We start from the raw sequence: 11630 nt of genomic DNA, 5'->3' as shown, positions 1-11630 counted from the left end.
AATTTTGGTTGGCAAGGTTGATGGATGATCCGTGAAATTCGCGCTTTTTGGTGGCCAACGTCTACCGCTTTGCCAACTTCTGATACTCTCGGTCGTTCTTCAGAAAGTTTCGTGCTTTTTTATGAACCTGAGGGTCGTCTTCCAAAAGTTGCCGATCTGTCAGCACCTTGACCACCCGATCGGCGATTGCATCCGCTTCGCTTGGCAAATTCTTGAGCAGATTCACTGCCTCTTCGGGCGTGAGCTGATCTTGGCCGGAGGCTTGTAGCGCCACGGCGATCTGCCCTTCTAGGAAAGTGCGCTGAAAGGGCGTCAGCCAAACCACACTGGCGTAGCCTAGTTCTTCAAGAAACGCCTTCGTGTACGCATCTACGGCCTTTCTATCATTGCGCTCGTGGAGGTCGGGCGTGGCGATTCGCGCATACAGATTGCTGGCCAGCGAACCTACCTTTGCCGCGAATATCTCCTTTGCTTGGCCAACCTTTGCACTAAGGCACGTGTCGTAATGGTCTACTCGCAAAGCCACTGAGAGGGCGAGGAAGGCGCACAGGTGCTCGTCTACCGTTGCGGCCGCACCGCGGGGAATGAAGAAAATACCGTCGACGGTATTATTCAACACCCGCTCAAGGTACTGGCGAGCTAGGACGTTGTTCTCGACGTTCCCGAGCGGCACCGGGCAACCATCGAGTGGATTAGTGTACCGCTCGAGCTCTCGAGCCACAGCGAGCGACAGTGGCCGAACCGCACAAATCGTAATGTAGCGACTCTTGCATCTGCCCTTTCGCCGGACGAGATCACATGATTGCGTCAAGACGAGAAAATGCGAGTAATCGGCAGCAGTTGCATAATACGAGTGGGCCTTTCCGATAGCTTCCGCAAGCGCGGGAGTTCGGTGCAGCAAGTCCCCCTGAAGCAGTTGCTCCCGGTCGATCCGCTCTTTGGGCTCGAAAATAAAGTCAAACGAGGCCGCGTCTGCCATGCAGCTACGCCACCTTCTCTTAGCGCGTCGTCGCTAGCGCATCGACAGTTGTGAGCTCTGCGGCAGGCTCTTGAGGCTCCCGCAGAAGCCGATTGATGTTCCGAATATCAACTCCATCGTGGCTGATGGTCATTGCCTTAATCACGTTGTTGACCACCCGAAACGACCGAGGCGCGTTACAGAAATCTGCAGTCACAGCATCGCTGACGATTGCTGTATGGACGACAAAGCGGCCGGTCTTCACCGAGCGAATCTCAATGGGTTGTTTGAGAGTCATCGCCATTTCCCTCTTGCTGATTTCCGGCCACGAAGCCGATCACGTCGCAGCCTTCGTATCCATATAATGACTTAAGAAGCGTTTCGCTGTCCTCTCGGGCCTTTGCGATCATCCCAGGAACAAAATTCTTGTACCTTTCGGCGTCGCTTTCGGCGCGGTGGTAGTTAAATGAGTAGCGCGCCTCTTTCGGACCAAGAAGGCGCACGAAATTTAATACCTGCTCGCCCTCAAGCTGAAGCTGCACACCACTCTGCCGGCTGTTCAGGACGCCTTCGGCCTCGAAACCTTCGGGCGTAGTGAAGAGTTCAGCAATCGCCGTACTCGGATCGTCATCGACATAAGACAGATTGCAACCGACAGCCGCTAAAGGTGTGTGCGGCAACACTTCGAGCATCTTCAGCAGAACACCTTCAGCGCGTGCCAATGTTTCTGGCTCCGCATCAAGGGCGAATATCTCCGTCCGATTGGGTGCGACATTGATCGCTACGCCCTCAAGAAATGTGAGTTGGATCAGCAGGGGGCCATTTTGAATGAGAATTTCAGCGGCCGCCATTTCGTCACCCTCGGCTTTACCAAACAGGTGCTTGGCGATCCAAGGAGGCTGGAAAATTGCTGAATTGAATTCCGCGACTAGGACGACAATGGGACCACGGATATCGAGCTTGAGTGTCATTGATTCGACAGCTTCGTGCCCATGAATAATCCCCTGCGCTTGATTCGCTTCAGCTTCTCTACACGCAGGACGAGCAGTTTCAAATCCAGCTGATCCAATTTGTCAGATCGCCAGTAACAGCTCCTAACGTTCGCATCGCAGAACGTTGCGCCATAGCTGGTCGAAAGCCGGCGTCTCGTGCGGGTCGGCAGTCCCCAAAGACCTAGCCTCGAACCTACTATTTTCCTTTATGGTCAATCGCGGACGTCCATCGTTGCCCGAATCGTCCTACTTTGGCATGGATGGGGGCATCTTCCAGAGACGGTAGACGAGGCGTGGAAACCTCGAAACTCTCAGTCGGCCATGGCATCGTTTTGGCCGGGTGGTTGTCGTCCATGTCCAAGGTTTTGCCCAAAAGCGGCAGCGCCTGTGCGAGAGGCCAGGTTTCCAACACCCGGCCAAATCGAGCCATCGCCATTCACAGCACGATGGAGACGACAATGGCAGAACCCCTCGAATTTGACCCGTTTGATACGGTATCCAAACTAAACCACATCCGTAAATGGCTGGAGCAGATGGCGGCGGATTGTTTCAGCACCAAGCCGGATTTGCTGTTCGACGTATTCTGCGTCGTCTGGGAAGATCACCCGGACATGCTGCCCCAATTTCTCGATGACATCGAGTTTCTTCGGTCGATCCCGGAAACAGAGGCAGAAGCCGACGAACGATTTGCCGCGATCGTGAAGGAATTCGGCCCGCGCTCCAACTTGGACCGCCCCTGAATTTCAGGAATCACGGAAGGCAGGCCCAAGGTCGCGCAGGGCGTTGATGACGCGCTGGACGGTGACGACTTGCCCGTCCACGCTGTAGGCGATCAGCAGGCGGCGCTCGAATGTCAGCGTGCGCAGGCCTGCGATCAGGTCATCACGGGACGATCCGCGATGGGGGAAGTCGGCCAGTGCCGCAATGCGTTCTTCAATTCTGGCCAGATAGCCGTCTGCCGTGGGAATATCGGCTTCCGCGCTTACCCATTGGTGGAGTGCAATCAGGTCTTCGATCGCCAGGGCGGACAGCTGAACGTCATAGATCATGCCTTGGCGATCGAGGCCCGGACCTTTGCGAACGCCTTGTCGAGCGGCATGGGCGGACGAGGATCGGCCAGAGCCTCCGCAACGCGGACGCGGACCAGTTCATCCAGCACCGCCTCTTCGCGATCCAGCGCGCGCAATCCGGCTCGCATCACCTCACTCATGGAGGCATAGCGACCGGATGCCAGATGGCGTTCAGCGTGCGACGCCATTTCGCCGAGCGTTACCGAGATTGCCTTCGCGGCCATACCTGCCTCCATTCCGATATGATTTTATCATATAGCGCTTGAACGCCGAATGCCAGTGCCGGTTCATCCGGTTGGCGGAATGGTGTAGAACCCCGGCTATGAGGGATCGAAAGGCATGACCGCGAAAACCTACCCGCTGTGGACGCAGAATCAGGCGATTGCCTATGAGGCGGCGCTGGAGGCGATCAATGATGTGATCGCCGGTTACAGCGAACAGGTCGACATCGAAAGCCAGCGGGCTATCCCCGATCAAGCACGCATCGACTGGCTGGAATTGCGCACGACACAGGCCCGCGAGGTCGCGGAGTCCTTCGCTGTCACGGACGATGCCACCGTTGCCCAGGTGCTGATGGAATATAGCGCCATCGTGCGAGAGCGGGACCGGCGAGAAGCCGCCCTGTGACGCACACCGTTACTCCTCCGCGAAGAAATCCTCGTCGAGCCGCTTGAATTCGATCCTGCGGCTGACGCGGACGCCCACGCCATATTCGATCATTAGGTCGGTCAGACGGTCCCCGTCGATCAGGATGACGCGCTGGGCGAGGTGTTTGACGTAATCGCGCGCCTGGCTGCTGAAGGTGGAGGTGGTGACGAACACGCCCTTGGTTGCGCCATGGCCGACCAGACTGCCGACGAAAGCCTGCACATCGGGACGACCGACCGTTGTTTCGGCATAGCGCTTGGCCTGCACATAGACCCGGTCGAGCCCCAGCCTGTCCTCGTTGATGACGCCATCGACACCGCCGTCGCCTGAACGGCCGAGCTGGGTGGCTGCGTTCTTGTGCGATCCGCCATAGCCCATAGCGATCAGCAGATCGACGATCAGTTGCTCGAAGAAGGCCGGCGTGTTCTGGACGATGCGTTCCAGCAGCTCCGCGCGGAGGGCCGATTGCACGGCCTGATAGGCTGCCTCAATCTGCTCTTCCGGCGTGCCGGTTTCGGCTGACGGGGCGATGACAGCGGGCACGGCGTCATCGTCAACGGACTTCTGACCGCTGTAAAATTCGCGGAAACCCTCATAGTCCTTCAACTCGTTCACGCCGATGCGCGCGGGATTGGATGCCAGCAGCGTCCGGCCCGCTTCGGTCGCGATGAAACGCCCTCGCATCGGCGAGGCGACAAGGCCCGCCTTGGACATATAGAATTTTGCCCAATGGATGCGGTTATGGAGCAGGCGTTGCCGTCCGCTGGGCAGCATTTCTTCGCGCTCGTCCGGGCTGAGGCCGAGATCATCGGCGATGCGTTCGGCGGCATCGGCCACACGCTGTTCGCCAGCGGCAGCGAGGCGCAGGACCGGCAGCATCAATGTCTGGTAATCGGGAATGGCCATGAGGTCAGGCAGCCTTCTTGCGACCGCGCTTCGCCTTCGGTGCGGCCGCGCGTTCTGCCCGGATGCGTTCGAGCAGGGAGCTGGCAGGTTCGTCGGCAGGGTCTTGCGGCACGAGTTCACCTTTGAAGGCCTTCGCGAGCACAGCTTGGTCAAGCCGATCAATCAGCTTGCGAGCACTGACAGAATCTGCAGCAAGGCGATTGATCCATTTCATAGCTGAATCGACGCGCCTAACAATTTCATGGCGCTCATTTTCTGGCGCCATGGGTATGAAATCTTTGCGTAAATCGGTCAGATGAATGTGCTGTAAACCGGAGCCGACCCCGCCCATTTGATCTTGCACCGCCGGCGATTGAAAGGCCAACTCCAAATAATCTGCCATCGATCTATCCACTGGTTTAACCAAAGCCAAGGAAACAAAAATACTAAACTCTACGTCAGTCCTGACGGCGCGAACGACACCAAGGGTTCCATCCTTTGTTATAAGAATATCTCCCTTCTCCGGGTGTGTCCTTCTTATGAAATCCCGATGGTCACTTTCCGAGATGTGGCGGCAATTCTGAAATGATATGCCCGGCCCAGCGGTCAAATTTTTGACAGTTAAAAACGGAACTCCTGAAGTAATATATTCGGGCTTCTTGTGCACACCATCGACAACCTTAGTCGCAAGCGCATTTACAGGCATCCATACCCAAGATGCGGGTAATTGTGGTAGATGTTCAGCGCCAGCAAAATCGAATGCAGGTAGTTTCTTTCCTCGCTCTGCACCGATGCGAGCGCTAAGCAGGCTTTCACGCAAACGCTCGCCGCTTGTCTGTTCGTTACTATTTCGCCAATCTGTGGTCAGATCGCCCCGGAAGGCGGCGGCGAGGATGGCCTGTTTGTATTTCTCGACGAGGCGGGGGATGTGGTCGAGGTGGTCGCGGGCGCGTCTGGATTTGCCGGTGAGGCTGTCGATCTTCGCCACGATCCGGCGCTGTTCTGACAAAGGGGCAATGGGAGTAGACAGCTCAGCCGCTCGGCCTCCAGAAAGCTCCATAAAGGTCGTGCCGCTAGCTTTGCTCTCAGCGTAATCCACTGAAGCAAGCAAATAGTGGCGGATGTATTCTGGGCTAATTTTTCCTTTGAGGACGAAGCTCTTAAAGCCCTGATTTGTGCTTATCTCACCGGATGCGATGGCGCAGTAACCGATCGGCGCGCGCGACGAGAACAGAACGGTTCCAGCAGGCAGGATACGCGCAGCACTGGAACGATAGCCCTTTTCGCTCAGGTCACGCCTGCCTCGCGAGATGAAGGTTTCTTTATATCCCGTCAAATCCGCAGGTGTTAGCCAACGAATGCCCTCATCCGCAAAATTGCTGCCGTCCTTGGCTGACGGGGTTCCGCCACCAACAATCTCGGAAACCTCGTCCATTGATGCCCAAGCCCAACTGCTTGGGATTTCCCATCGCTGCTCGGTCATTCCGCCGGCTCCGCTATAACGGCAGGCTCTGCCGCCGCTTCCGGTTCCAATTCCTCCGAAAGCGTTTCAATCTCCTCCAGTGCTGCCTTCAAATGGCCGATGATAGCGGCAGCGATATCCTCAGGTTCTGTCAGCGCCTCTTCGGCTTCCGCTTCGGTATCGCGAAGCCAGCTGATGTCGAGATTGTCATTACGGCCAGTGATGAAAGCACGGTCGAACGTGCGCCAGCGGCTGTCTTCGCCCTGATCCTGCCGCGAAGCCTCGCCATTGGCATCGACGCCATAGGCTGCCTCGAAATCTGCGAAGTCCGCAACGGTCAGCGGGCGGGTCTTGCCATAGGCAGGAGCGTTCGCTCGCATGTCATAGACCCAGACGGCCTTCGTATTGCCCTTGTCACTTTTGCCGCGCCGGAAGAACAGCACGTTGGTCTTGACGCCCTGCGCATAGAAAATGCCGGTTGGCAGGCGCAGAATGGTGTGGAGGTCGCATAGGTCCATCAGCCAGGTGCGTAGGCGGCGGCCGGTATTGTCCTCGAAAAGCACGTTATCGGGAATGACGACGGCAGCGCGGCCACCGGGGGCCAGTGCGCGCACGATATGCTCGACGAAGGCAAGCTGCTTGTTCGACGTATCCGCCGTGATTGAGAAATCGGATCGGGTCGGACGCCCCCCGCCTTTCTTGGTGCCGAAGGGCGGATTGGTCAGGATCAGATTGGCCTTGGGCAGCGCCTCGCCATCGGGGGAGAGCGTATCGATATTCTCCATGCCGCCTTCAATGCCGTGCAGCAGCAGGTTCATCATGCTCAGGCGATGGGTGTCCGGCACCAGTTCCGCGCCGGCGAAGGCGTTGTGCCTCTGGAAGAAAGCCTGCTGCTCCGTCAGCGTGTAGAGATCGTCGGTGTGATCCTTGATGTAGCGGTCGGCGGCGACGAGGAAACCCGCCGTTCCGCCTGCCGGGTCCTGGATCATTTCCCCCGGCTGCGGCTGCATCAGGCGCACGATGCAGTCGATCAGAGGGCGTGGCGTGAAATATTGGCCGGCGCCGGATTTCTTGTCGGCCGCGTTCTTTTCCAACAGCCCTTCATAGAGGTTGCCAAGCCCCTCTTCACGGGCGGAGAACCAGTCGAGCTGATCGATGTTGGAGGTCAGCGCCTTGAGGTTGGTCGGCTTGCGGAGGCGGGTCTGTGCGTCGATGAAAATCGCGCCGACTAGCGGGTCCTTCGCCTTGCCGAGTTCGAGCAGCATCGCCTTGTAATAATCGAGCTGTTCCACGCCTTCGCGCTTGGCGAGCAGGCTCCAGCGCCAGCCTTCCGGCAGCCGCTCCTCCTTGCCGGTTTCCTCCAGCATCTTGAGGAACAGCAGGTAGGTCAACTCCGTCACATATTCGTTATAGGTGACGCCATCGTCGCGCAGGACATTGCACAGGCCCCAGAGCTTGGCGACGATATCGGTGGTGGTGCTCATTTACGCGGCCTTCTTCCACAATTCTTCGTTGATCCCGGCCAGGATGCTTTCCAGCTCCCCACCGAACACCTTGTTCAGGCGATTGAAGCCGCCATCGGCGATGAACGGCTCTTTGTCGATGGCGGCGCGGTCCACCACGATTTCCTTTTCAATCTGGTCGCCGATCCGCTTGAGCCAGCGTTTTTGCGGGTCGGTCCATGCACGGCTCGCCATGATGGCGCGCATGGCATCTCGCACGCGGTCTTCATAGGGGATCAGCGCATCGCCGAGCGCGGCCTGACGGACGAAGCCGATGACCGACGCGGCGATTTCCTCATTGCGGGCATCGGCCCAAGCGCGGCGCAGATTGGCGTCTGAAAAGCCCTTGGAGTCGAGAGCCAGGCGCAGTTCCTTCAGATCGGCGCGGGTCAGGTCACGGGGACGTTGTACGACGAGCTTCAGCGCGGCGATGGTGTTGATATTGTCGCGCACGAAGACGGCGAAGCTGTCCAGAAAATCCTCAGGTTTCGCGCCGCTGCCATAGCCGCGCGATACATCGACGACCTGATCCGCGTGCTTGGAAATAGGGACATAGCTGGGATTATCGCCATCGGCCTGCCAATCGAGGATGGCGCCGATCGCGGCGCGATCCTTCAGCCAGGCGGCAAGGCCCGGCGCATCACCGGACATTACCCGTTGCAGCATCGCTTCCGGCGTTTCGCCTGCTGCGGCCTCGAACTGCTGCCTAGCGTCCTCTGTCAGCTTCCTGATCCGACGGCGCAGTTTCACGGCGAGCTGTTCGCGGATGGCCTCCCGCTGCTCATCGTTCTGGGCTTCCGTCATTTCGCGGACGAGCTGTGCGAAGCTGATCGAAGGGTTGACGACGACAGGCTTCATGTCGGTCATGTTCTGGAGGTGGGGATAGAGATCGACTGCGTCGAAAATCCGGAAAACCTCCTTGCCTATTTCCGGACACTGGCGCGTCGCGCGGCCAATCATCTGCTCATACAGGATGCGGCTGTTCACCCGGCGCAGGAACACGAGGTTGGTGATCTTCGGCACGTCGATGCCGGTGGTGAGTAGGTCAACGGTGACGACGATTTGCGGGTTGGCATCGTTGCGGAACGAGCGAATCCAGTTCTTCACCTTGTCCACGCTTCCGGTGATTTTCTTCACGGCCGCATCCTCGATCTCGCCATATTGCTCAGCGAAAGCGGCCTTGATAGCGCTGACCACCATGTCCGCATGGGCATCGGTCGCGGCGAAGATCAGCGTTTTGCCGGGTAGCGCCGGATCGATGTGCCGCGCCAGTTCCTCTGCCACGACGCGGTTGAACTCCGGGGTAATGACCTGGCGGTTGAATGCCTCAACCTCGAAACGGATTTCGTCCGGCGCGTGAGCCAGATCGACTTCGCCAGTCCGGGTATTGAGCCGTTCAAGCTCTTCATCCTTCTCGAACTTGATGCCGGCGCGCGCCAGCGCAGTTTCGATGCGGATCGGCGGCTCGTGGTCGATCAGGAAGCCATCGACCACCGCCTCGCGGTAGGAATAGGTGAAGACCGGATCGCCGAAAATGTCGGTAGTGTGCAGGGCTGGCGTGGCTGTCAGGCCGATTTTCACCGCATCGAAATAGTCCAGCACGCGCCGATACTTCGAAATATAATCGTCCTGCCCCCGGAAGCTCAGCTCGGCATCGGACATTTCCCGATCGAGCAGATAGCCACGATGGCATTCGTCAATGACCATCAGGTCATATTGGTCAACGGGCGGCACGGATGCGCCATCGGCAGCGAACAGGACACGCTTGACCAAGCCCTGAATCGTGCAGATATGGACTTTGGTTTCCACGTCCGGGGTCACGTCGCCCAAGCCCTTGAGGCCGAAGATTTCGGCGAATGTCTTGCCGGACACGACCTTGGTGGTCGAAAATTCGCCCTCAGTCTGGTCGCCAAGGGCGCTGCGATCGACCACGAAGCAGATGCGCCGAAACCGCTTGGCTGACAGCAAGCGGTACAGCATGGCGATAGCCAGCTTGGTCTTGCCGGTGCCGGTCGCCATCGCAACCAAGACGGCGCGTTGCTCAGACGACAATGCCGCTTCTACCGAGCGGATCGCGCTTTCCTGATAATGGCGAAGCGGGAAACCAAACTCGAATGGCTGCGCCTTTAGCAGCGCATCAGCCGCGTCCTGATCGACCTCAAGCTGCCCGGCGAGGCCTTCCGGTGTCGGCCAGTCCACCAACGCGCGACGATGATTTGCTGCGCGGCGGGTATCGCGGAACCAGATGCCGCTCTCCGTCTCAATCTGCTTGAGATAGGACCGGCCATTCGCGCTGAACACGAATGGCACCTTGTGTTCGCCCCATGGCCCACCGGCATATATGAAATCGGCGCTGTCCCTGATGCCGGTCGAGTAGCGTTCAGCCTGGTCGATCGCGGCTGATACATTCTTCCGCCGCCGCTTCGCCTCCACAACGCCGATCAGAGTCATGCCAGCGAACAGGGCGTAATCGGCGGGGCCATTTGCGGTCGGCCATTCAGCGATGGCGAGATTGCGACCCTTGGCAGGGCGCACGCCGTTGCTGTATCGAAGGTCGCGGGTATCAACCTCCCATCCACGATCGCGCAATTGCTGGTCGATGAGCGCACGAGTTTCCGCTTCATCGAGGTCGATCTTTACCGCAGCCTTCTCACCGCGCTCGACCAATTGCGCAGCCTCAGCGCGAGGTACAGTTTCGGCTTCAGCCTGAAGGGCTGCGAGCTTGCTCGTGACTTCGGCCTTTTCTGCGTCAATGTCCTGAGCGATCTTCTCCCAAGCGGCTCGCTCCTCGGCCTCGCGCGCCAACCGCTCTTCTACTGCCTCGCGCGCGTGGGCCTGTTCCTCAGCTTCCAGACGAGCGCGGGCCGCATCGCCTTCAGTTTCCGCCACCTTCTGCCTGAGCTTTTCAATCTCTTCGCGCAGGGCAACGGTCGCATCAACGGGTTGGCGCGGCGGCACGAATGCGCCGGACTGGAAATTGGCAGCGCGGCCATAGGTTCGATGAAACCAGATGCCGAGCGACCAAGCGAATTTCAGGGCCGTCAGGGCTGTGGAATGATTGCCCTTCGCTTCATGCACGGCACTGTTTCCTGCTTTCCGCAGGGCATGAAAGATATCGGCGGCTTCCTTGGGGATCAGGCGATCATATGACAGGCGGCGCAGTGTTTCTTCGAATGTCTCGCGCTCATCGCGATAAACGGCGTGATGAGCTGCGACCATCTTCGCCATCAATTCAGCGAACTGGCGGAGCTTGACGATGGCGGTCGAGGGATCGCTTGAGAAATAGCGTTCCGCCAGCCCTCCCAACGTCACCAACTGCTTATCATGGGCCTCAAGGAAGCCGAAATTCAGCGAGTCCACCGTTCCCCCGTTCCGCTCATATGTCTGCTACTCGACTCTGCCCTCAAGATCAGCCTTGCCGTATCTCACTGATCAACCGGCTATTGCTGTCAGTATCAGATCATCCAATTCCTTATCTTGAAGTCCCGCATCTATCTTCTCAAAAATTATATTAAAAGCGACTGCCTGCTGCCGCCTATCCATCTGCAATCCATGATCCCGTCGAAAAACATCAAGATATCTGAAGCAGGCTTCCGTTTTTGACGGGTCAAGGGTTGTCGATATATTGTCTATGGATTGACCCGTCAGGAGCCACGCGGGCGTAACATCATAGGTTGTGCATAACAGAATCAAGGTTGACGCAGAGGGTTCGCGAATTCCTTTTTCGTAATTCTTATAAGTAGCCAAAGATATTCCAAGGCTGTCAGCGAACTGCGCCTGGGTAAGGCGAGCCTGTTTCCGAATAACGCTCAGCCTATCCGACAAATCCATAAACTGTTTGACCCACACACTATTTTAGCCATATAGCTACAAAAGTAGCTATTGAACGGTGATTCCTATATATTAGTGTGATGTTGAGCTAAAACCAAGGAGGTTGGATGAAACAGGACCTTGAAAGCCCAAGGCGTCTCGCAGCTCGAACCGGCGGTCGTGTCCCACGGGGTGGTGTAGGAAGGTTTCCCTGAGAGGGTGGCCACCGTCGATCTTCTGGTAGGGTTCGGATGCGAACTCGAACCTGGAGAAGAAGACGATGACCGATGACAGAATGGCCCT

Annotated in this window: 13 protein-coding genes; 2 read left to right on the top strand and 11 right to left on the bottom strand. The window is 57.9% G+C overall.

Annotated elements, in window-relative coordinates:
- Positions 1 to 61 precede the first annotated feature (61 nt).
- Genes EWH12_RS13695 through EWH12_RS13685 form a run of 3 tightly spaced genes read right to left on the bottom strand, consistent with a single transcriptional unit; the run spans position 62 to position 1929 of the window.
- On the bottom strand, positions 62 to 979 hold the full coding sequence (locus EWH12_RS13695) for a hypothetical protein (protein WP_129926942.1): 918 nt from the start codon (positions 977 to 979) through the stop codon (positions 62 to 64).
- Positions 980 to 998: 19 nt separating this feature from the next.
- Positions 999 to 1256: a hypothetical protein gene (locus EWH12_RS13690; protein ID WP_129926941.1), complete on the bottom strand. Its 258-nt coding sequence runs from the start codon at positions 1254 to 1256 to the stop codon at positions 999 to 1001.
- On the bottom strand, positions 1234 to 1929 hold the full coding sequence (locus tag EWH12_RS13685; protein WP_129926940.1) for an LYR motif-containing protein: 696 nt from the start codon (positions 1927 to 1929) through the stop codon (positions 1234 to 1236). Before EWH12_RS13685 ends, EWH12_RS13690 begins: the two co-directional genes overlap by 23 nt.
- Positions 1930 to 2408: 479 nt before the next feature.
- Between EWH12_RS13685 and EWH12_RS13680 the strand changes: the two genes are divergently transcribed.
- Positions 2409 to 2690 carry a hypothetical protein gene (locus EWH12_RS13680; protein ID WP_207212404.1) on the top strand — a complete coding sequence of 94 codons (282 nt, stop codon included), beginning with the start codon at positions 2409 to 2411 and terminating at the stop codon, positions 2688 to 2690.
- Between the two features lie 3 nt (positions 2691 to 2693).
- Here EWH12_RS13680 and EWH12_RS13675 read toward each other — a convergent pair whose 3' ends face one another.
- Positions 2694 to 2999, bottom strand: a complete 306-nt coding sequence (locus EWH12_RS13675) for a type II toxin-antitoxin system RelE/ParE family toxin (protein WP_129926938.1) — start codon at positions 2997 to 2999, stop codon at positions 2694 to 2696.
- Positions 2996 to 3244, bottom strand: a complete 249-nt coding sequence (locus tag EWH12_RS13670) for a ribbon-helix-helix domain-containing protein (RefSeq protein ID WP_242496057.1) — start codon at positions 3242 to 3244, stop codon at positions 2996 to 2998. Before EWH12_RS13670 ends, EWH12_RS13675 begins: the two co-directional genes overlap by 4 nt.
- 115 nt (positions 3245 to 3359) lie before the next feature.
- Between EWH12_RS13670 and EWH12_RS13665 the strand changes: the two genes are divergently transcribed.
- Positions 3360 to 3647, top strand: a complete 288-nt coding sequence (locus tag EWH12_RS13665) for a hypothetical protein (RefSeq protein WP_207212403.1) — start codon at positions 3360 to 3362, stop codon at positions 3645 to 3647.
- A 9-nt stretch (positions 3648 to 3656) separates the two neighbouring features.
- On the opposite strand, the gene EWH12_RS13660 is transcribed toward EWH12_RS13665, so the two are convergent.
- The 6 genes from EWH12_RS13660 to EWH12_RS22480 form a co-directional block, all read right to left on the bottom strand.
- On the bottom strand, positions 3657 to 4574 hold the full coding sequence (locus tag EWH12_RS13660) for a restriction endonuclease (protein ID WP_129926936.1): 918 nt from the start codon (positions 4572 to 4574) through the stop codon (positions 3657 to 3659).
- Between the two features lie 4 nt (positions 4575 to 4578).
- Complete coding sequence (locus EWH12_RS13655; RefSeq protein ID WP_129926935.1) at positions 4579 to 6036, bottom strand: restriction endonuclease subunit S; 1458 nt, start codon at positions 6034 to 6036, stop codon at positions 4579 to 4581.
- Positions 6033 to 7499, bottom strand: a complete 1467-nt coding sequence (locus tag EWH12_RS13650) for a class I SAM-dependent DNA methyltransferase (RefSeq protein ID WP_129926934.1) — start codon at positions 7497 to 7499, stop codon at positions 6033 to 6035. Before EWH12_RS13650 ends, EWH12_RS13655 begins: the two co-directional genes overlap by 4 nt.
- Positions 7500 to 10829, bottom strand: coding sequence for a type I restriction-modification system endonuclease (gene hsdR, locus EWH12_RS13645; protein WP_242496060.1), 3330 nt, complete (start codon positions 10827 to 10829; stop codon positions 7500 to 7502).
- A 120-nt stretch (positions 10830 to 10949) separates the two neighbouring features.
- Positions 10950 to 11366 carry a helix-turn-helix domain-containing protein gene (locus tag EWH12_RS13640; RefSeq protein WP_207212402.1) on the bottom strand — a complete coding sequence of 139 codons (417 nt, stop codon included), beginning with the start codon at positions 11364 to 11366 and terminating at the stop codon, positions 10950 to 10952.
- A gap of 54 nt (positions 11367 to 11420) precedes the next feature.
- On the bottom strand, positions 11421 to 11630 hold a 210-nt coding region (locus tag EWH12_RS22480), incomplete at its 5' end, for a hypothetical protein (protein ID WP_207212401.1).

Source organism: Sphingobium cupriresistens (assembly GCF_004152865.1).
Taxonomy (GTDB): Bacteria; Pseudomonadota; Alphaproteobacteria; order Sphingomonadales; family Sphingomonadaceae; genus Sphingobium; species Sphingobium cupriresistens.
This window is presented reverse-complemented; position numbering and strand designations above follow the sequence as displayed.

Bases quoted from the DNA above. Each gene is read 5' to 3' on its own strand.
- EWH12_RS13670 (WP_242496057.1), bottom strand. From the start codon at position 3,244: ATGGCCGCGAAGGCAATCTCGGTAACGCTCGGCGAAATGGCGTCGCAC.
- EWH12_RS13650 (WP_129926934.1), bottom strand. From the start codon at position 7,499: ATGAGCACCACCACCGATATCGTCGCCAAGCTCTGGGGCCTGTGCAAT.
- EWH12_RS13690 (WP_129926941.1), bottom strand. From the start codon at position 1,256: ATGACTCTCAAACAACCCATTGAGATTCGCTCGGTGAAGACCGGCCGC.
- EWH12_RS13680 (WP_207212404.1), top strand. From the start codon at position 2,409: ATGGCAGAACCCCTCGAATTTGACCCGTTTGATACGGTATCCAAACTA.
- EWH12_RS13665 (WP_207212403.1), top strand. From the start codon at position 3,360: ATGACCGCGAAAACCTACCCGCTGTGGACGCAGAATCAGGCGATTGCC.
- EWH12_RS13685 (WP_129926940.1), bottom strand. From the start codon at position 1,929: ATGACACTCAAGCTCGATATCCGTGGTCCCATTGTCGTCCTAGTCGCG.
- EWH12_RS13655 (WP_129926935.1), bottom strand. From the start codon at position 6,036: ATGACCGAGCAGCGATGGGAAATCCCAAGCAGTTGGGCTTGGGCATCA.
- EWH12_RS13695 (WP_129926942.1), bottom strand. From the start codon at position 979: ATGGCAGACGCGGCCTCGTTTGACTTTATTTTCGAGCCCAAAGAGCGG.
- EWH12_RS13660 (WP_129926936.1), bottom strand. From the start codon at position 4,574: ATGGCCATTCCCGATTACCAGACATTGATGCTGCCGGTCCTGCGCCTC.
- EWH12_RS13675 (WP_129926938.1), bottom strand. From the start codon at position 2,999: ATGATCTATGACGTTCAGCTGTCCGCCCTGGCGATCGAAGACCTGATT.